General features: G+C 59.6%; 17 protein-coding genes. 11 read left to right on the plus strand and 6 right to left on the minus strand.

What is annotated here, in order from left to right:
* Positions 1–65: 65 nt before the first annotated feature.
* Positions 66–503, minus strand: a complete 438-nt coding sequence (locus tag JQ845_RS20955) for a YqaA family protein (RefSeq protein ID WP_010657252.1) — start codon at positions 501–503, stop codon at positions 66–68.
* Between the two features lie 228 nt (positions 504–731).
* Here JQ845_RS20955 and JQ845_RS23150 point away from each other — a divergent pair, with 228 nt between their 5' ends.
* The 3 genes from JQ845_RS23150 to JQ845_RS20965 all read left to right on the plus strand — a co-directional run bounded on the left by JQ845_RS23150 (position 732) and on the right by JQ845_RS20965 (position 3853).
* On the plus strand, positions 732–860 hold the full coding sequence (locus JQ845_RS23150) for a hypothetical protein (protein WP_257721188.1): 129 nt from the start codon (positions 732–734) through the stop codon (positions 858–860).
* 229 nt (positions 861–1089) lie between these two features.
* Complete coding sequence (locus JQ845_RS20960; protein ID WP_010657253.1) at positions 1090–2301, plus strand: M24 family metallopeptidase; 1212 nt, start codon at positions 1090–1092, stop codon at positions 2299–2301.
* 211 nt (positions 2302–2512) lie between these two features.
* Positions 2513–3853, plus strand: coding sequence for an MFS transporter (locus tag JQ845_RS20965; protein ID WP_203009412.1), 1341 nt, complete (start codon positions 2513–2515; stop codon positions 3851–3853).
* A 56-nt stretch (positions 3854–3909) separates the two neighbouring features.
* On the opposite strand, the gene JQ845_RS20970 is transcribed toward JQ845_RS20965, so the two are convergent.
* Positions 3910–4905 carry a GlxA family transcriptional regulator gene (locus JQ845_RS20970; protein ID WP_203009413.1) on the minus strand — a complete coding sequence of 332 codons (996 nt, stop codon included), beginning with the start codon at positions 4903–4905 and terminating at the stop codon, positions 3910–3912.
* A 122-nt stretch (positions 4906–5027) separates the two neighbouring features.
* A complete protein-coding gene (gene tauA / locus JQ845_RS20975) occupies positions 5028–6002 on the minus strand; it encodes a taurine ABC transporter substrate-binding protein (protein WP_003444795.1) in 975 nt (324 codons plus the stop codon).
* A gap of 269 nt (positions 6003–6271) precedes the next feature.
* Between tauA and JQ845_RS20980 the strand changes: the two genes are divergently transcribed.
* The gene (locus JQ845_RS20980) at positions 6272–8326 is read left to right on the plus strand and encodes a c-type cytochrome (protein WP_203009414.1); all 2055 of its coding nucleotides are present in this window, start codon (positions 6272–6274) and stop codon (positions 8324–8326) included.
* Positions 8327–8398: 72 nt separating this feature from the next.
* Here JQ845_RS20980 and mrdA read toward each other — a convergent pair whose 3' ends face one another.
* Entirely contained in the window at positions 8399–10294 is a 1896-nt protein-coding gene (gene mrdA, locus JQ845_RS20985; protein ID WP_003444793.1) for a penicillin-binding protein 2, read from the minus strand.
* 192 nt (positions 10295–10486) lie between these two features.
* Here mrdA and JQ845_RS20990 point away from each other — a divergent pair, with 192 nt between their 5' ends.
* Positions 10487–11413, plus strand: a complete 927-nt coding sequence (locus tag JQ845_RS20990; protein ID WP_203009415.1) for a 1-aminocyclopropane-1-carboxylate deaminase/D-cysteine desulfhydrase — start codon at positions 10487–10489, stop codon at positions 11411–11413.
* Positions 11414–11508: 95 nt separating this feature from the next.
* On the opposite strand, the gene JQ845_RS20995 is transcribed toward JQ845_RS20990, so the two are convergent.
* Both JQ845_RS20995 and JQ845_RS21000 read right to left on the minus strand, forming a co-directional pair.
* The gene (locus JQ845_RS20995; RefSeq protein ID WP_003444790.1) at positions 11509–12057 is read right to left on the minus strand and encodes a cytochrome b; all 549 of its coding nucleotides are present in this window, start codon (positions 12055–12057) and stop codon (positions 11509–11511) included.
* A 95-nt stretch (positions 12058–12152) separates the two neighbouring features.
* Positions 12153–13109: a DUF1853 family protein gene (locus JQ845_RS21000; RefSeq protein ID WP_010657256.1), complete on the minus strand. Its 957-nt coding sequence runs from the start codon at positions 13107–13109 to the stop codon at positions 12153–12155.
* A 104-nt stretch (positions 13110–13213) separates the two neighbouring features.
* On the opposite strand from JQ845_RS21000, the gene JQ845_RS21005 reads away from it, so the two are divergent.
* The 6 genes from JQ845_RS21005 (at position 13214) to pepN (ending at position 19778) form a co-directional block, all read left to right on the plus strand.
* A complete protein-coding gene (locus JQ845_RS21005) occupies positions 13214–14104 on the plus strand; it encodes an NAD(+) kinase (protein WP_003444785.1) in 891 nt (296 codons plus the stop codon).
* Positions 14104–15075 (plus strand): metallophosphoesterase, encoded by a 972-nt coding sequence (locus JQ845_RS21010; protein ID WP_010657257.1) that lies wholly within the window; start codon positions 14104–14106, stop codon positions 15073–15075. The genes JQ845_RS21005 and JQ845_RS21010 overlap by 1 nt, the downstream gene beginning before the upstream one ends.
* Complete coding sequence (locus JQ845_RS21015) at positions 15072–15950, plus strand: rhomboid family intramembrane serine protease (RefSeq protein ID WP_003444782.1); 879 nt, start codon at positions 15072–15074, stop codon at positions 15948–15950. The genes JQ845_RS21010 and JQ845_RS21015 overlap by 4 nt, the downstream gene beginning before the upstream one ends.
* A 70-nt stretch (positions 15951–16020) precedes the next feature.
* On the plus strand, positions 16021–16281 hold the full coding sequence (locus tag JQ845_RS21020) for a YeaC family protein (protein ID WP_003444780.1): 261 nt from the start codon (positions 16021–16023) through the stop codon (positions 16279–16281).
* Positions 16278–17108, plus strand: coding sequence for a DUF2797 domain-containing protein (locus JQ845_RS21025; RefSeq protein WP_202210563.1), 831 nt, complete (start codon positions 16278–16280; stop codon positions 17106–17108). Before JQ845_RS21020 ends, JQ845_RS21025 begins: the two co-directional genes overlap by 4 nt.
* A gap of 12 nt (positions 17109–17120) precedes the next feature.
* Positions 17121–19778 carry an aminopeptidase N gene (gene pepN / locus JQ845_RS21030; protein WP_203009416.1) on the plus strand — a complete coding sequence of 886 codons (2658 nt, stop codon included), beginning with the start codon at positions 17121–17123 and terminating at the stop codon, positions 19776–19778.
* Positions 19779–19846: the final 68 nt, after the last annotated feature.

Below are 19846 nucleotides of genomic sequence, written 5' to 3' on the forward strand. Positions count from 1 at the left end.
GTCTCTGAGATTTTAGGAATTGCGTGAAGCTTGTGTAGGCAATTGGATTTTTACCTATGGGATGTTTAGGTCCACCCCAGAGTCAGCGCAGCCAGTGCCAGATAACGTGCGCCTTTGGCCAATGTGACAATCAGCACAAAGCGCCACAGTGGTTCGCCCATCACGCCGGCGATCATGGTCAGTGGATCGCCGATGATCGGCACCCAGCTCAGCAGCAATGACCAGCGGCCGTAGCGCAGATAGAACTGCCGGGCCTTGTCGAGCTTTTGCTCACTGACCGGGAACCAGGGTTTATGCCGCAAGCGCTCGACCGAACGCCCCAGCAGCCAGTTCAGGACCGAGCCCAGTACATTGCCCAAAGTAGCAACGAGCAGCAGGGTGCTTGCCAGGTATTTTCCGGAAAGCAGCATGGCCACCAGTACGGCTTCAGATTGCATCGGCAGCAATGACGCGGCACCGAAGGCGGCCAGAAACAGCCCGAGATAGCTGGTGATTTCAAACACTGTGGGGTCCACGGGTGAGGGGAGCTGCACGCACTTATTGCAGCAATCCTTGCGAGGCTGCTGCGCCGGTTGGCTTTTTAACATCATCCTTGGGAGGGATGCCGGAGTTTGTTGCGGGCTGGCAATATTTTGCAGCACATAGAGGCGGTTTATGCCGCTGTTTCAGGAGGGGGCTTACCTGCTGCTGTCCGCCTGAGTCGCCATGCTGGCACGAGTTTGAGCAAAGGCGTGATCCACCGTTTCGAGCAGAGCCAGAGCATGCCCACCCTGAAGGTGCAGCACCGCGAGCCGCGCTTTTTGCTTGCCGACAGAATTACCGTCAACCAGGAAAACATCGAATGGCAACTGCCGGGCTAACCCATAAGAGCCATCAGAGCCTGCTGCGCAGCCCATCGCAGCCTCGTCCCTGGTCAGCGACTACATCCCTTCCATAGGCAACAGGCAGGGAGCGCTGATCCGGCAGCGGGTATGACCAACTACAGGTCGGATTCACACAAAAAAGTCAGCTTTTTATCTGTTCGAATGATCCTCAACGACCCGCCTGCCGGCGGCTTCCGAAGATCGATCACAGAACAGGGTAACTGACATGCAAATGCCGAAAACCATCGAGATCAAGAACGGTGAGAAAGTCACTCCAACCTTCTCGGCCCGGGAATATGCCAATCGCCAGTCCAGGCTGCGCGCCTACATGGCACAGAACAATATTGATGCGGCGGTGTTTACCTCTTATCACAACATCAACTATTACAGTGATTTCTTGTACTGCTCGTTCGGCAGGCATTACGCGCTGGTCGTGACCCAGGACAGTGCAGTCACCATCAGTGCCAATATCGACGGTGGCCAGCCATGGCGCCGGACCATGGGTACCGACAATATTGTGTATACCGACTGGCAGCGCGATAACTACTTTGTTGCGATCCAGCAGGCGCTACCAAAAGCAGGGCGCATCGGCATCGAGTTCGACCATCTGAACCTGCTCAACCGCGACAAGCTCGCCAGCCGTTACCCCCAGGCCGAACTGGTGGATATTGCCGCGCCGTGCATGCGTATGCGCATGATCAAGTCAGCAGAGGAACACGCGATTATTCGTCATGGTGCGCGAATTGCAGACATCGGCGGCGCTGCTGTCATTGAAGCCTTGGGCGACCAGGTGCCGGAATACGAAGTGGCCCTGCATGCAACCCGGGCGATGGTGCGCGAAATTGCCCGCACCTTCCCGGACTCCGAGCTGATGGACACCTGGACCTGGTTCCAGTCGGGGATCAATACCGACGGCGCACACAACCCGGTGACCACGCGCAAAGTGAACAAGGGCGACATTCTGAGCCTCAATTGCTTCCCGATGATTGCCGGTTATTACACGGCGCTTGAACGTACGCTGTTTCTGGATCACTGCTCCGACGAGCACCTGCGCTTGTGGGAGGTCAACGTCAAGGTGCACGAGGCCGGGTTAAAGCTGATCAAGCCGGGCATGCGCTGCTCCGAGATTGCCCTGCAACTCAACGAGATTTTCCTGGAGCACGACTTGCTGCAGTACCGGACCTTTGGTTATGGCCATTCATTTGGCACCTTGAGTCACTACTATGGCCGCGAAGCCGGGCTGGAGTTGCGTGAAGACATCGACACCGTGCTGGAACCGGGCATGGTGATTTCCATCGAACCGATGATCATGATCCCCCAGGGCCGGCCGGGGGCGGGTGGATATCGTGAGCACGATATCTTGATCGTCAATGAACACGGCGGGGAAAACATCACCCGTTTCCCCTATGGCCCGGAGCACAACATCATCAAGAAATAGCCGCTCGCAGCCTTCGCCAGCGACTACAGATTGCCCCACGTGTAGTCGCTGACTCCTTTGCTACGAACCCACGCATGCGTACCCAGACACGCAGCGTTTTCTGACCCATTACCCCTGCCAAGAACTACACAATGAGGGTATTTGTCATGTCCCATGTCCCGGCTTTGCTGTCTGTTTTTCATCCCTGCACCTGTGCCTTCGGAGGTGTCCTGTGAGTACTCCGAGCGCAACTCTTACCCTGACGGCAGCACAACACACTGAGCGTCTGAGCGAGCGCAAGGCCCTGCGCCGCGCCGCCGTAGCCAGCTTCATGGGCAACTTTGTGGAGTGGTTTGACTACGCCGCCTATGGCTATCTGGCGACCGTGATCGCGCTGACGTTCTTCCCCCAGACCGATTCGGCAACCGGCCTGCTGGCAACTTTCGCGGTGTTCGCCCTGTCGTTTCTGGTGCGGCCGGTCGGTGGCCTGGTCTGGGGGCATTTCGGCGACAAATACGGGCGTCGCAGCGCTTTGTCGTGGTCGATCCTGATCATGACCGTCTCGACCTTTTGCATCGGCCTGCTGCCGGGCTACAACCATATCGGTCTGTGGGCCCCGGCGTTGTTGCTGTTGATTCGTCTGGTCCAGGGTTTTTCGGCCTCCGGTGAATATGCCGGGGCTTCGGCGTTTCTGGCGGAATATGCCCCCGACGGCAAGCGCGGGTTTTATACCAGCATCGTACCGGCGAGCACGGCTGCCGGGTTGCTGTTTGGCGCAGTGTTCGTTGCCGCCATGCACAGCCTGATGAGCGTCGAGAACCTGCATGAATGGGGCTGGCGCCTGCCGTTTTTACTGGCGGCACCCTTTGGTCTGGTGGGGCGCTATATCCGCATGAGCTTGCAGGATTCGCCCAAATTTCTGGAGATGGAACAACGCCTGGAGGCCAAGGAGTGCGCGACCCATGCACCGATTCGTGAATTGCTGACGGTGCACCGCCGGGCAGTGATGATCGGGATCGGCGTGACCTGTCTCAATGCCGTGGCCTTTTATCTGTTGCTCAGTTACATGCCCACCTACTTGTCGACGGAAATGGGCATGGATGAGAGCGATTCATTTATCGCGTCCACTGTGTCACTGGCGACCTATATCGGTCTGATTTTTTTGATGGGCAAGCTGTCTGACCGCTTTGGCCGCAAGACCATGCTGGTGAGCGCATCGGTGCTGTTTTTGCTGCTGACCTTTCCGCTGTTCGGCATGCTCGGTAACCCGTCGCTGGTAGTAATTCTGATGATCCAGATTGCCTTTGGCGCCATCCTGGCAATGAACGACGGTACCTTGCCGTGCTTCCTGGCCGAAATCTTCCCGACCCGGGTACGGTTCAGCGGTTTTGCTTTCAGTTTTAACCTGGCCAATGCCTTGTTCGGCGGTACTGCCCCGTTCATTGCCACCTGGCTGATTCAGCTGACCGGCAACAAGATGGCACCGGCCTGGTACTTGCTGGCGGCGGCCGGGGTGGCGCTGGTGGCGATGCTGGCCAGCCGGGAGACTGCGCACAAGGCGCTGCCGGACTGACATCTGCGCGCTGTAACAGCGAGCTTGCGGCCATGGCCCGCAAGCTCGTTTTCGGTTCAATGCACCGCCACCTGCTTGCGTTCGCCAATGGGTGATACCCCGAACAGGCGGCTGTAGCACTTGGAAAAATGCGCCGCCGAGACAAAGCCGCAAGCCAGGGCAATATCCCTGACCTGGGATTCACTGCGCAGCAACAGGCTGCGGGCGCGGGCCAGACGCAGTTCGAGGTAGTACTGGCTCGGGGTGCGCTGCAGATGCTTGTGAAACAGGCGCTCCAGCTGGCGCACCGAGACTTCGTTCAAGCGCGCCAGGTCTTCAAGGCTCACCGGCTCTTCGAGATTGGCTTCCATGATGGCAACCACCTGGCTGAGCTTGGGCTGCGAGGTGCCGAGCTTTTGCCGCAGCGGTACACGCTGCTGCTCCTGGGGTCCGCGGGCGCGATCACACAGCAGCAGTTCGGCGGCATGGGCCGCAATCTCCCGGCCACCCGGTTCGCGGGCAATCAGCTGCAGGGTCATGTCCATGGACGCCACGCCGCCGGAACAGGTGTAGCGATCACGATCCAGTTCGAACAGCTGGTTGGAAATGATGATCCCCGGAAAGTGGTCCTTGAGGGTTTCGATGTCTTCCCAGTGGATGGTGCAGCGATACCCCTTGAGCAGACCCGCGCGGGCCAGCCAGTAACTGCCGGTGCAAATGCCCCCCAGTGCCACCTGTTCATGGGCCAGTTTGCGCAGCCAGTTGAGTACGGGCCGGCTGCTGAGGTGGGAGACGATGGGGTTGGAGCCCACCACCAGCAGAATATCCAGCTTTGGTGCATCGCCAACGGCATGGTCGGGGAGGATGCGCATACCGTTGCTGGCAATGACCGGGTCCATGTTGGGGGCAATGATCACGCTGCGAAACAGCTCGCGCCGGGCTGCCATATTGGCCATGCGCAGGGTCTCGATGGCCGAGGCAAAACCGATGGTGGTGAAGTTTGGTATCACCAAAAAGCCCACGGTTTTCACTGTGGGCTGATTGCTCGGTGACGCTGTTACTGGTGTTGCCATCTTCAGATTCCTCCTTATGATCCGGGACGTGTCTAGCTCAGGGCAAGCGCATTGAGCCCCTGCAATGACCCGTACTCTTGGAGGCTAAGGAAGCATTTGTTATGCCAGTGAGTCACTGCTTGCTATTGAGGCAGATATTTATCGCTGACATAGCCTGAATAGTCCGGCAGAACGCTTTCAATCTTGCCTTGCTCCTTGAGGAACAGGGCCGTCCGGGCGATGTCTTTGGCGGTGCCGCCGCCCAGCAGTTGCGGGGATTTCTGCTCGGCAGTCGAAGGGAAGTGCGCGCCCTGCAGCAGTTGCGGAATATCGGCTGCATTGGCCCCGGTGAGTTTGGCAATTTTCTGCACCTGCTGCGAATCTGCCGTCCAGGCGGCCTGATGGGCGTTGTAATCGGCAATGGCATCCAGGCTGACTTTGGCGAATTCAGCGACGATTTCCGGGTGTTTTTCGGCAAAGTCCTTGCGTGCTACCCATACTTCAAAGGTTGGCGCGCCCCATTCGCTGACCTGGCCCGCGTCGGTCAGTATGGTTCCGGTTTTGCGGATTTCCCCCAGTGCAGGTGACCAGGTGAAGGCGCCGTCGATATCGCCACGTTTCCAGGCTGCGGTAATTTGCGCCGGACTGAGGTTGACCACTTTCACCTGTTGCGGCGTGAGCCCCCAGTGTTTCAGCGCCCCCAGCAGGCTGTAGTGGGAGGTGGAGACAAAGGGGGTGGCAATGGTTTTGCCGATCAGGTCCCTGGGCTCCTTGATCCCGCTGCCATCACGTACCACCAGGGCTTCTGAGCCTTTGATCCGGGCGGTGACGATAAAGGTCACCAGCGGTACGTTGCGCGAGGCGGCGGCTGCCAGCGGGCTTGAGCCCAGATTACCGATCTGCAGGTCGCCCGAGGCCAGCGCGGCGACCACCGAAGGGCCCGAGTCGAAGCGTCGCCAGTCGATTTTCTGGCCAATGGCTTTGTCGTAGCTGCCTTCCGCTTGGGCCAGTTTGGTCGGATCGATACCGGTGATGTAGCCGATGGTCAGGTCGGCGGCCTGGGCGCCAAGGCTCAGGCCTGCCAGTGAAAGGGCAACGAGAAGGGTGCGCAGGGACATGGACCGGACCTTGTTGTAATGGACTGAAAGAGAGGTTCAAGCAAAGGGCCGGTGGTCCGGTGGGCTGAATCTAAGTGCTTTAAATAAAAGGGGAAAATACCGTTTTGGAACTAGCTTAGAGCGTTGCTGCAAGGGGCAACGTGGCCCATGCCTGACCCGGGTCAAGCACTGTCTGTTTAAAACCGGCTACAACAGATTGTGAGGAGTCAATAACAAAAACAGCATGGCCGAGGGGATCACCCCAGGCCGTTGCTTTAAAGGAATAGCCCATGCTTTTTACCCTTCCACGTCTGGTGCTCGCAGGCCTGACGCTGTTTTGCACGGTTCAGGCCCAGGCCAGCGAGTCGATAACGGCCGCTGACGCCGATCCGTTGCATCAGAATGCCTTGATCGAACGCGGCCTGTATGTGGCCCGGCTCGGCGACTGCATTGCCTGTCATACCGCCAAAGGCGGGGCGGTGATGGCGGGCGGGCTGGAACTGAAAACACCCATGGGTACGATTTACTCCAGCAACATCACCCCTGAGCGCGATACCGGGATTGGTCAGTACAGCCTGGATGAGTTTGACCTGGTGATGCGTAAAGGCATTACGCGTACCGGCCAGAATCTATACCCGGCCATGCCGTATCCGTCCTACGCGAAGATGAGTGAAGAGGACATGCGCGCCCTGTACGTTTATCTGATGCAGGGTGTGACTCCGGTCAGGCAGGCAAACCTGGAAGCCGACATGGGATTTCCGTTTAACCAGCGCTGGGGGCTGGCGCTGTGGAATCTGCTGTTTGTCGATGACCAGCGGTTCGTTCCCGAGCCGGGCCGCAGCGAGCAGCTGAACCGCGGTGCTTATCTGGTACAGGGCCTGGGGCATTGCGGGTCGTGTCACACACCCCGCGGGATAGCCTTTCAGGAAAAGGCCATGAGCGATGCGGGCAGTAGCGGTAAATACTATCTGGCCGGGGAAACCGTGGAAGACTGGCGGGCAATTGGCCTGCGCAACCTGTGGACCGTCGAAGACACGGTGCAGTTGCTTAAAACCGGGCAAAACCGCTTTGCCACGGTCTCGGGCAACATGGCCGAGGTGATTCATCACAGTACCCAGCATTTCACCGATGGGGACCTGACGGCGATCGCCAGCTATCTGAAGTCGTTGCCGGCGGGCAAGGACGACTTGCCAATGCCGATGGTTGCCAGTGAGCCAGCCATTGCCCCGGACTCCCTGTTCAGCAGTCGTGGCGGTCTGGGCTACACCCAGTTCTGTGCCGATTGCCATCGCCCGGACGGTGGCGGAGTCAAAGGTATGTTCCCGCCATTGAATGGCAACCCGGGCATCATTGCTGCCAACCCGGCCTCTTTGCTGCATATCACCCTTACGGGCTGGGCATCCCCGCAGACCGAGGCTCATCCGCGGGTCTACAGAATGCCCGGCTTTGCCCGGTTGAGTGACGGGGAAATTGCCGAGATCCTCAGTTTTGTCCGTAGCAGCTGGGGCAACCAGGCGTCAGCGATCAGCACTGCGCAAGTGGCGGCAATGCGTAAACAGCTCAACCCGCAAACCATCGACGCTACGGCGTTTGAGACGCCGCGCCTGGCCGGTCTGTTGTCCGCATCCAATGCAGACCAGGTGCTGCGCGGCATGCGGTTGCACCTGCAAACCAAGGCTTTGCTGCCGGACAACGTCGGGAATGCGCTTAATTGCACCAGTTGCCACCTGAACGCGGGCACCGTGGCCGACGGTTCGCCGTTTGTGGGGGTGTCGGCGTTTTTCCCTGGCTATGCACCCCGGGCGGGCAAGGAAGTGACGCTGGAGGAACGGATCAACGGCTGTTTCCGGCGCTCGATGAATGGCCAGCCGTTGCCTGTGGCATCAGCTGACATGCAGGCGATGGTGGCGTATTTCGACTGGATGAAAATGAACACGGCCCCGGGCGATAAAGTGGCGGGTCGTGGTGTGGGCAAGGTGGACCCGGGCATCAAGCCCGATTCACAGAACGGCAAGGTGGTGTATGTGCAGCAATGTGCGGTGTGCCACGGTGATAACGGGCAAGGCTTGAAGCATGCCGATGGCAGCTTTGTGTTCCCGCCGTTGTGGGGTGATGAGTCGTTCAATATCGGGGCGGGCATGGCGCGCACCTATACCGCGGCGGCATTCGTCAAACGCAATATGCCGATTGGCTTTCACCAGAAATTCCCGTTGGGGCAGGGCGGGTTGTCGGATCAGGATGCAGTGGACGTGGCCGAGTACTTCTCGCACCAGCCTCGTCCGGACTTTGCCGACAAGGCCGGGGACTGGCCAAAGGGCGGCAAACCGGCGGACGCCCGCTACTGAAGCCAATGATTGTCTGCAGGAGCGAGCTGTTTAAAAGCTCGCGAGGCAAGCTCGCTCCTGCAGATGAATCAATTACACATGCGGGTTTGGATGGGCCTTGACCTGCGGGCTGGCATACTGGGGTTTCAGCACGCCCTGATTATCAAGCAACCAGGCGTCCATCACCTTGCGCACCACCGGCCCTGCCACGCGGCCACCGGCTTCGCCGTTTTCGATCATTACCGAGATGACGATCTGCGGGTCTTCGGCCGGGGCGAATCCGACAAACAAGGCGTTGTCGCGGTTGCGCTCGGCTGTCTTCAAGCGGTTGTAGCGCTCGCCCTGCTTGATCGCCACCACCTGTGCAGTACCGCTTTTGCCGGCAATCCGGTACTGCGCACCCTGGGCAGCTGCCCGGGCAATGCCGCGCGGGTCGTGCATGACCAGCTGCATCGCATGGTTGACCTGCTCCCAGTCCCTGGGGTCGCGCAGCACGATATTGGCGATCGGGTTGTCGTCAGCCGGCGGCGTGCCGTCGATGGTTTTGGCCAGGTGCGGACGGTTCCACACGCCCTTGTTGGCAATCAGTGCAGTGGCTTGCGCCAGTTGCAACGGCGTGACCTGCATGTAGCCCTGGCCAATCCCCAAAATCACCGTTTCGCCGGGGAACCATGCCTGGCGACGGGTGCTGCGCTTCCATTCGCGGGAGGGCATCAGGCCCGAGGACTCTTCAAACATGTCCAGCGAGACCTTCTGTCCCAGCCCGAACATCGCCATGTAGTCGTGCATGCGGTCGATGCCCAGCTTGGATGCCAGGTCATAAAAATAGGTGTCGTTGGAGCGCATGATTGCCGCGTTCAAATCCACCCAGCCATCACCGCTGTGGTTCCAGTTGCGGTACTTGTGGTCGACGTTGGGCAACTGGAAATAGCCGGGGTCGAACACCCGGGTCGAGGCCGAGATGACGCCGCTGTCGAGCCCGGCAATCGCCACTTCAGGCTTGATGGTCGAGCCCGGCGCATACAGGCCACGCAAGGCCCGGTTGAACAGCGGCTTGTCGATGGAATCGCGCAGGGCCGAGTAGTCTCTGGAGCTGATACCGGTCACGAACAGGTTCGGATCGAAGCTGGGTTTGCTGACCATCGCCAGCACTTCGCCGGTTTTCGGGTCCAGGGCAATGATTGAGCCACGACGGTCACCCAGGGCTTCTTCAGCGGCTTCCTGGAGTTTGATATCGAGGCTCAACACGATGTTTTTGCCTGCCACCGCGTCGGTGTGGCGCAGCACCCGCATCACCCGGCCCTGGGCGTTGGTCTCGACCTCTTCAAAGCCGACCTTGCCGTGCAGTTCGGGCTCGTAGAAGCGTTCGATACCGGTTTTACCGATCGATTGCGTGCCCCGGTACTGAGTGGGGTCCAGCTGTTTGGCTTCTTTCTCGTTGATGCGGCCAACGTATCCCACCGAGTGGGCGAAATGATCGCCCTGGGGATAGTGGCGTACAAACTGGGCTTCTACATCGATTCCCGGCAGGCGGAACTGATTGACCGCCAGCAGCGCGATCTGCTCTTCGCTCAGCTCATACAGCAGGGTCGAGGGGTCAAACGGGTGGCGGGCCTGCTTCATTGATTTGGCGAAGACGGCGCGGTCTTCTTCCGGCAAGTGCAGGATGCTCATGACCGAGTCCAGCACTTTGGCGGTATCGCCGGCACGTTCGCGGGTGATGGTCATGTTGAAGCTGGGCTGGTTGTCGGCCAGCAGCACGCCGTTGCGGTCGTAAATGAAGCCGCGTTCCGGCGGGATCGGCAACACATGCACCCGGTTGTTCTCCGACACCGTCGAGTTGTAGTCAAATTCGGTGACTTGCAAAAAGTACATTCGGCCGATCAGGGTGCAACTGACCGTCAGCACCAGCAGGGCGCAGGCAATCAGGCGTTTATTGACCAGACGCTTCTCGGTTTCGTGATCTTTAAGAGGGATCGGCTCGGGCATTTCTGGGGCGTCTCACGTCAGTAAACACAAAGCAGCGGCCAGCAGGTCGTTAGCTGGCTACGAAAGTCGGCGCACACCTTACCAAGAAGCCGGTGATCGAGTCGGTTTATTGGTCGACTGGCGTGTGAAAACCGACAGGCTGCGCCTGTTGTCGGGTGCGCTAAACTGGCTTCCTTTTAAATGGAAGCCGCCATGATGTTGCCCTTGATTGACTGGCATCCCCGAGCCACGTTGCAGCCGCTGCACTTTGCCTGGCTGCAGCAGGCCGGGGTTGAAGTGGCGGTGCTGCGCCTGGACCGGATTGACCCGCTGATCAGCGGCAACAAGTGGTTCAAGCTCACAGGGTATTTGCAGGCGGCGCACGCTGCCGGGGCCCATGGACTGATCAGTCTGGGCGGCGCCCACTCCAACCATTTGCATGCCCTGGCGGCGGCCGGCAAGCGCTTTGGCTTTGCGACAGTGGGCCTGCTGCGCGGGCACCCACAGCAAACCCCGACCACCCTCGATCTGGAGCGGTTCGGCATGCAGTTGCACTGGCTGGGTTTTGCCGGGTATCGGGCGCGCCATGCTCCGGGTTTCTGGGAGCCCTGGCAGGAGCGCTATCCACTGTTGCATAACGTACCTGAAGGCGGCGGCGGGCTGGTGGGCGCTGCAGGCTGCATGCCGCTGGTGGGCCAGGTACGTGAGCAGTTGAGTTCCCTGGGCTGGGACGATTACCACGGCTGGTGGCTGGCAGCCGGCACCGGGACTACGCTGGCCGGGCTGATACTGGGCGAAGACCCGCAGCGAAGGGTTTATGGCGCGCTGGCGGTGCCGGATGACCATGGCGTGGCGGCCCAGGTGGAGCGGATTTTGCTGGAGGCAGGGTGGGGGCCGGGCAATCATGAACTGATTGATGCCAGTCGCGGTGGTTTTGCCAAAGTCGACGGGGCGTTGCTGGACTTTATTCGCGACAGTGAAGCGGCCAGCGACTTGCCGCTGGAACCCTTGTACACCGGCAAGGCGTTAATGGCGCTCAAACAGGCGGTCGAGGCGGGGCGGTTTACCGCCGGTCAGCGCCTGGTGTTTGTGCACACCGGCGGTTTGCAGGGCCGCCGGGGGTTTGAGGCCCTGCTGTAGGAGCGAGCTTGTCTCGCGAGCTCTTCGTCATTAATGGATCGCGAGAATAGATCGCGAGGCAAGCTCGCTCCTACATTTCACATTTCACCGCTGGTTTATCGGCGGCGGGGCAGCATGCGCAACAGGGTGTTGTCCTTGATCAGGTAGTGATGCGCCAGGCCCGCCACGGCGTGCAAACCTATCAGCCAGTAACCGATGGTGCCCCCCAGTTCGTGCCAGCCTTTGATCTGCTTGGCGAAGTCCACGTCCTTGGCGGTCAGCGGCGGCAGGTCGAAACCATAGAAAAACACCGATTTGTCATTGTTGCTGAGGATCAGGTAGCCCAGCACCGGCATGGCGATCATGAACAGGTACAGCGCCCAGTGCATCAAGGTGGCGAGGGCTGTTTGCCAGGCCGGCGGGGTCGGGGTGATTTTTGGTGCCGCGCCCAGGGTTCGCGCCAGCAACCGCAGCCAGACCAGCACAAACACCGTCAGGCCGAGCATGAAGTGCGCGTCTTTCATCAGATTGCGCCCATCGCTGTCCTTCGGGAATATCCCGCGAAACTCGATGGCCGCATAAATCAGTACAAACAACAGCACCATGAGCCAGTGCAGGGCGATGGACATTCGACTGTATTGATCGGCGGTGCTTTTCCAGGACATGCTGTTTCCTCTCGATTCAGGTCTAAAACCTCCGCTCTTGTTCGACGGAGTAGCTTCACTTTAAACGGGTTGTGTCAGGTTGCACCTGAGATGTGTCAGTTTTCAGGGGTTCCGGGCAAATTTGGCCATAGATCGGCCACCAGAAACAGCCGCTCAGCTTCTTCCCAGTCACCTTGGGGGCTTTCGGTGAGGCGTACCAACAGCTGGGCCGGGGCTTGGGGGTGCAGTTCGTCGAGCCAGACCTGCAGCTGTTGCCCGCTCCAGATGCCCTCCGGGCCATAGTGCGCCGGGGCGAGCCAGGCATGCCGGGGCAAGGGCTGCCAGCAACCGGCAGCGCTTTGCCCGATAAACGCAGGCCAGTCACTTTGATGCAGCCACCTGCCACGCAAGTGCTGCGGGTTGGCGCCCAGTGGCGGCCGAGACTGGCCCGGCCACGGGTACAGCAGGTAGCCCCCCAGCCACATGTGGGCGCTGAAGGTCTGTACATCCAGCCCGGCGAGAATTTCGCGGCTTTCAGGGCGCTGTGACATGGGTAATTGATGCTGGCTGAAATGCCTGAGCTTGCGGTCCAGCCGGTCATTGCTGCCGGGGCCCAGCCACTGGGCAGGATCACTGCCATCACCTTGCTGCGGACCGAGGTAGAGCTTGATCGCCAGTTCCAGGTGATGTACGCCGTCGCGATCACGCAGCACCATGTCCAGCTCGCCCAGGGTATGCCCACCCAGGCGGATCGGCAGGTTGGCGGCGATCAGTTCGACTCCCGGCGCGTGCTGTACGGCAAACTGCCACAGCCGCTCATAATAACGGCCCAGTCGGCGGGTGGTGGCCAGTGCCAGCCATTGCTGCAAGGGCTCGCTGTTGCTGTCCAGAGCCCGCAGCCAGCGTTCCAGCTGCTCGGGGGCCTGGACCCATGCGCTGCCGGCCAGGGGGTGGCGCTGTGGCCAGGGGGTCTGTTCAAGCATGGGCGGAGCGAGAATCACCCACGCCAGATCACGCACCTCGGGGTGACGCAATTGGCGGGGCAGGTTGAGCAAGTCGGGGAAGAGGATCATTGTGCGAGCATAGCTGTTTGCACACTGACTGAAAGGGTTTTGTCTATCGTCCCGTTTCGCCCATAATCGCTGTTTTCGCACGCCTAGAACCTTGCAGGAGCCTCATGGAGCAATTTCGTAATATCGGCATCATTGGTCGTTTGGGCAGTTCACAGGTGCTCGATACGGTTCGCCGACTGAAAAAATTCCTGCTTGAGCGGCACATGCACGTGATCCTCGAAGACACCATTGGTGAGGTTTTACCCGGCCATGGCCTGCAAACCTCATCGCGCAAAATGCTCGGTGAAGTGTGCGACATGGTGATAGTGGTCGGTGGTGATGGCAGTTTGCTGGGCGCGGCCCGGGCGCTGGCCCGGCACAATGTCCCGGTACTGGGGATCAACCGTGGCAGCCTGGGCTTCCTGACCGACATCCGTCCCGACGAGCTGGAAATCAAGGTCGCCGAAGTGCTCGATGGCCACTATCTGGTTGAAAACCGTTTTCTGCTGCAAGCTGAAGTCCGCCGCCACGGCGAAGCCATTGGCCAGGGCGATGCCCTGAACGACGTGGTACTGCACCCCGGCAAATCAACGCGCATGATCGAATTCGAACTGCATATCGACGGCCAGTTCGTCTGCAGCCAGAAGGCCGACGGCCTGATTGTGGCCACTCCCACCGGTTCTACCGCCTACGCCATGTCGGCCGGTGGCCCGATCATGCATCCCAAGCTGGATGCCATCGTCATAGTTCCGATGTACCCGCACACCCTCAGCAGCCGTCCGATTGTGGTGGACGGCAACAGCGAGTTGAAAATCGTGGTGGCCAAGGACATGCAGATCTACCCGCAAGTGTCCTGCGACGGCCAGAACCATTTCACCTGCGCGCCGGGTGACACCATCACCGTCAGTAAAAAAGCGCAGAAACTGCGCCTGATTCATCCGCTGGACCACAACTACTACGAAGTGTGCAGGACCAAACTCGGCTGGGGCAGCCGTTTGGGCGGCAGGGCTGACTGATGCTAGATCCAGCGCGCAGTTACGATTTGATCGGTGACGTGCATGGCTGTGCTCATACCCTTGAGCACCTGCTGGAGCGTCTGGGCTATCGCAAACTCGCCGGTATCTGGCGACACCCGCAACGGATGGCGGTGTTTCTCGGTGACATCATTGACCGCGGCCCGCGCATTCGCGAGTCGCTGCATATTGTGCATGACATGGTCAGGACCGGTCAGGCGCTGTGCCTGATGGGCAACCATGAATTCAACGCGCTGGGCTGGTGTACCCCGGCACCTGCGGGCAGTGGCAAGCTGCATGTGCGTGAACATACCCCGCGCCATGCCCGGTTAATTCACGAAACCCTCGAACAATTCGCCCCGTATCCAGACGAGTGGCGCGAGTTCGTGCAGTGGTTTTACGACATGCCGCTGTTTGTCGACGCCGGTCGTTTTCGGGTAGTGCATGCCTGTTGGGATGCCCGGGTGATTGCAACCCTGCGCGGGGAATTTCCCGATGGCTGCATTGACCAGCCGTTTCTGCAGGCCGCAGCCATGCCTGAAAGTTTCGCCAACCTGAGTTTCAACCGGCTTTTGCGCGGTACCGACATGCGCTTGCCGGACGGCATGACGCTGACTGGCGGCGATGGTCTGACGCGGGCGTTCTTTCGCACCAAGTTCTGGGAAGACGACCCTAAAACCTACGGAGACATTGTGTTCCAGCCTGATGCACTGCCCGAGCGCGTGGCGCAAAAGCCGCTGTCCAGCATTGAGAAGGATACGTTGTTGCGTTACGGCAGCGATGAACCGCTGTTGTTTGTCGGTCATTACTGGCGCAGTGGTAATCCGGCGCCGATCCGCCCCAACCTGGCCTGCCTGGATTACAGCGCGGTGCTATACGGCAAGCTGGTGGCTTATCGCCTTGATCAGGAAACCCGGCTCGATCCGAACAAGTTCGTGTGGGTAGATGTGGAACGCCCGGAGGCGATTCAATGAGTGCTGTTGCTGTTTTACGTTTGCCGCTGTCTACCGACCTCAGCGGTTTTGTGCATTTGCTCAAGCGCATGCAAGTGCCGCATAGGGTCAGTGAGGAGGCGGGGGAACTGGTGTTGTGGGCCCCCGAAACCATTGCCGATGATGTGCGCAGCCTGTATCAGCGTTTTCCGGCAGGTGACCCCGAGCATGAACTGCCCATAGTCGAGCGTCCGCCGGCCATGGCCCGCCCGGGGTTCGTCCAGCAGGTGCGCGACAGCCCGGCAACGGCCATCGTTCTCTTGCTATGCGTGATAGTGGCTGCCGTGACGCAACTGGGGGACAACCTGTCGACCCTGAGCGCGCTGACGTTTGTCGATTTCAGCATTCACGGGCAGTACATCCAGTTCACACCTTTGTCCGATAGCCTGGCAGCGGGGCAGTGGTGGAGATTGTTCACGCCGATGCTGATCCACTTCGGTTTTCTGCACATTGCCATGAACGGCATGTGGTATTGGGAGCTGGGGCGACGGATTGAAATGCGCCAGGGCAGCATCAACCTGATCGGCCTGAGCCTGCTGTTCAGCCTGGTCTCCAACTTCGCCCAATACCTGTTTGGCGGCCCGAGCCTGTTTGGCGGGTTGTCGGGGGTGTTGTACGGCCTGCTGGGGCATGTCTGGATTTACCAGTTGATGGCGCCCAACCCGATGTATCACCTGCCTCGCGGAGTGCTGGTAATGATGCTGGTGTGGCTGGCGCTGTGCATGTCGGGGCTGGTGTCGATGATAGGTTTTGGCCAGATCGCCAACGCGGCCCATGTCGGCGGTCTGTTGATCGGTTGCCTGACCGGCCTGCTGGGCGGCCTTTGGGCCCGGCGCAAAGCTGTTCAAACCCTGTAGGAGCCAGCTTGCTCGCGAGCAAGCTGGCCCTGCGGCTAAAAGTTAATTTTCAAAGAGCGGAAACAGAACCATGTCCTCTTTCAACGAAATGATTCAAAACATCACTCCCGAGATCTATCAGAGCCTGAAACTGGCCGTTGAAATCGGTAAATGGGCCGACGGTAACAAGCTCACTGCCGAGCAGCGCGAGCTGTCGCTGCAGGCGATGATCGCCTGGGAAGTCAACAACCTGCCCGAAGAGCAGCGCACCGGCTACATGGGCCCGCAAGAGTGCAGCTCGAAATCGGCACCCGTACCCAACATCCTGTTCAAGTCGGATGCTATCCATTGATTGAAATTGGTCGCGGTGCAATCAGCAAGATGTCGGCACGTTTAGAGACGCCGACCGTTCAATATGCGTTTCGTCTGGGCGATACCGAGCTGCCGGTCAATCCTTTGATCGGCACCCGGTTGCGTCTGGAATACCTGGGTGAGATCAACTGCACTCACTGCGGGCGCAAAACCAAGAAGAGCTTCAGCCAGGGCTATTGCTACCCGTGCATGACCAAGCTGGCGCAGTGCGACATGTGCATCATGAGCCCGGAGCGTTGCCATTATGATGCAGGCACCTGCCGTGACCCGTCGTGGGGCGAGCAGTTCTGCATGACCGACCACGTGGTGTATCTGGCCAATTCTTCGGGGATCAAGGTCGGCATCACCCGTGCCACCCAGTTGCCGACCCGCTGGCTCGATCAGGGCGCCAGCCAGGCGCTGCCGATTGTGCGAGTGGCCACCCGTCAGCAATCGGGTTTTGTCGAGGACCTGTTTCGCTCGCAAGTGGGCGACCGTACCAACTGGCGCGCACTGCTCAAGGGCGATGCCGAGCCGGTGGACCTGGTGGCGGTGCGCGAACAGTTATTCGAGAGTTGCGCCGAAGGCATGCAGGCCTTGCAGGAGCGTTTCGGGTTACAGGCGGTCCAACCCCTGGCGACTGCAGAACCCGTTGAGATCCGTTACCCGGTGGAGCAGTATCCGAGCAAGATCGTCAGTTTCAACCTGGACAAAGATCCGATCGTTGAAGGCACGCTGATGGGGATCAAGGGTCAGTACCTGATCTTCGACACCGGCGTTATCAATATTCGCAAATACACGGCCTATCAACTGGCCGTGCATCAGTAAAAGGACTCCAGCATGCGCACCGAACAACCGCAGATGATTTACCTGAAGGACTATCAGGCGCCCGAGTATCTGATCGACGAGACGCACCTGACCTTCGAGTTGTTCGAGGACCACAGCCTGGTCCATGCGCAACTGGTGATGCGCCGCAACCCTGCACGTGGTGCGGGTTTCCCGGCACTGGAGCTGGACGGTCAGCAACTGCAGCTGTTGTCGGTCAAGCTCGACGACGCCGAGCTGACGGCGGCTGATTACCAGCTCACCGACAGCCACCTGATTTTGCACCCGAGCACCGAACATTTCGTAGTCGATACCAGCGTCAAGATCCACCCCGAATCCAATACCGCGCTGGAAGGCCTGTACAAGTCCGGCACGATGTTCTGCACCCAGTGCGAGGCCGAAGGCTTTCGCAAAATCACCTACTACCTCGACCGCCCGGATGTGATGAGCAAGTTCACCACCACCGTGGTGGCCGAGCAGCACAGCTACCCGGTTCTGCTGTCCAACGGCAACCCGATTGCCAGCGGTCCCGACGAAGACGGCCGGCACTGGGCAACCTGGGAAGACCCGTTCATGAAACCGGCCTACCTGTTTGCTCTGGTGGCCGGAGATCTGTGGTGCGTTGAAGACAACTTCATCACCATGACCGACCGCACTGTGGCGCTGCGTATCTATGTCGAGCCGGAAAACATCGACAAATGCCAGCACGCCATGACCAGCCTCAAGAAGTCCATGCTGTGGGACGAAAAAACCTACGGCCGCGAATACGATCTGGATATTTTCATGATCGTGGCCGTCAATGATTTCAACATGGGCGCGATGGAGAACAAGGGCCTCAACATCTTTAACTCCAGCGCCGTGCTGGCCCGTGCCGAAACCGCCACTGACGCCGCGCATCAGCGGGTCGAGGCGATTGTTGCCCACGAATACTTCCACAACTGGTCGGGCAACCGCGTGACCTGCCGTGACTGGTTCCAGCTGTCGCTCAAGGAAGGCTTCACGGTATTCCGTGACTCCGAGTTCTCGGCCGACATGAACTCGCGGGTGGTCAAACGCATTCAGGACGTGGCGTATCTGCGCACCCACCAGTTTGCCGAAGACGCCGGCCCCATGGCCCACGCCGTGCGCCCCGAGAGCTTTATCGAAATCTCCAACTTCTACACCCTGACCGTGTATGAGAAGGGTTCGGAAGTGGTGCGCATGATCCATACCCTGCTCGGCGAAGCAGGCTTTCGCAAAGGCAGCGACCTGTACTTCGAACGCCATGATGGCCAGGCCGTGACCTGCGATGACTTTATCAAGGCCATGGAAGACGCCAACGGCGCCGACCTGAGCCAGTTCAAGCGCTGGTACAGCCAGGCAGGCACCCCGCGTCTGGCGGTCAGCGAGCACTATGACGCAGCACAGAAAACCTACAGCCTGACGTTCGCCCAAAGCTGCCCGGCGACTCCGGACAAGGTTGAGAAACTGCCGTTTGTGATTCCGGTGCAGTTGGGCCTGCTGGATGCCCGGGGCGCAGAAATCGCGCTGCAACTCAAGGGTGAACCGGCGGCTTGCGGCACCAGCCGCGTGCTATGCGTTACCGAGGCTGAGCAAACCTTCACCTTCGTTGGCATCAATGAGCAGCCATTGCCTTCGCTGCTGCGCGAGTTTTCGGCGCCGGTCAAACTGCAATTTCCATACAGCCGTGACCAGTTGATGTTCCTGATGCAGCATGACAGCGATGGTTTTAACCGCTGGGATGCCGGTCAGCAACTGGCCGTGCTGGTACTCCAGGAATTGATTGGCCAGCATCAGCGTGGCGCAGCACTGGTCATGGATCAGCGTCTGGTTGAAGCCTTGCGCACTGTGCTGGGCAACCAGCAACTGGATCAGGCGATGATTGGCGAAATGCTGTCGCTGCCGGGCGAAGCCTATCTCACCGAAATCAGCGAAGTGGCCGATGTAGAAGCCATCCACGTGGCCCGTGAGTTTGCCCGCAAGCAACTGGCCGATAGCCTGTTTGACGGCCTGTGGGCGCGCTATCAGAGCAACCGTGAAGTGTCGAAAGTCACGCCGTATGTGGCCGAAGCCGAACATTTTGCCCGTCGCGCGTTGCAAAACATCGCGCTGTCGTACCTGATGCTCAGCGGTAAACCGCAGGTGCTGGCCGCGGCGCAGGAGCAGTTCGAACACAGCGACAACATGACTGAGCGCCTGACGGCTCTGGCAGTACTGGTCAATTCGCCGTTCGAGGCTGAAAAGGCCGCGGCGCTGGCCAGCTTTGCCGATCAGTTCAAGGACAATCCGCTGGTCATGGACCAATGGTTCAGTGTGCAGGCGGGCAGCGGTTTGCCAGGTGGTCTGCAGCGGGTTAAACAGTTGATGGAGCACCCGGCCTTCAACATCAAGAACCCGAACAAGGTACGGGCTCTGGTCGGTGCCTTTGCCGGGCAGAACCTGATCAACTTCCATGCGGCGGATGGTTCGGGATATCGCTTCCTGGCGGACCTGGTGATTGAGCTCAATGGCTTCAATCCGCAGATTGCTTCGCGGCAACTGGCGCCACTGACCCGCTGGCGCAAATACGACAGCGCCCGTCAGGCGTTGATGAAAGCCGAACTGGAGCGCATCCGCAGCTCGGGCGAGCTTTCCAGCGACGTGTTTGAAGTGGTCAGCAAAAGCCTGGCCTGATCCGACCTTCGGTTGTAGGAGCGAGCTTTTTAAACAGCTCGCGAGCAAGCTCGCTCCTACAGGTTCAA

The sequence above is a fragment of the Pseudomonas paraversuta genome, assembly GCF_904063065.1.
Classification (GTDB): Bacteria; Pseudomonadota; Gammaproteobacteria; order Pseudomonadales; family Pseudomonadaceae; genus Aquipseudomonas; species Aquipseudomonas paraversuta.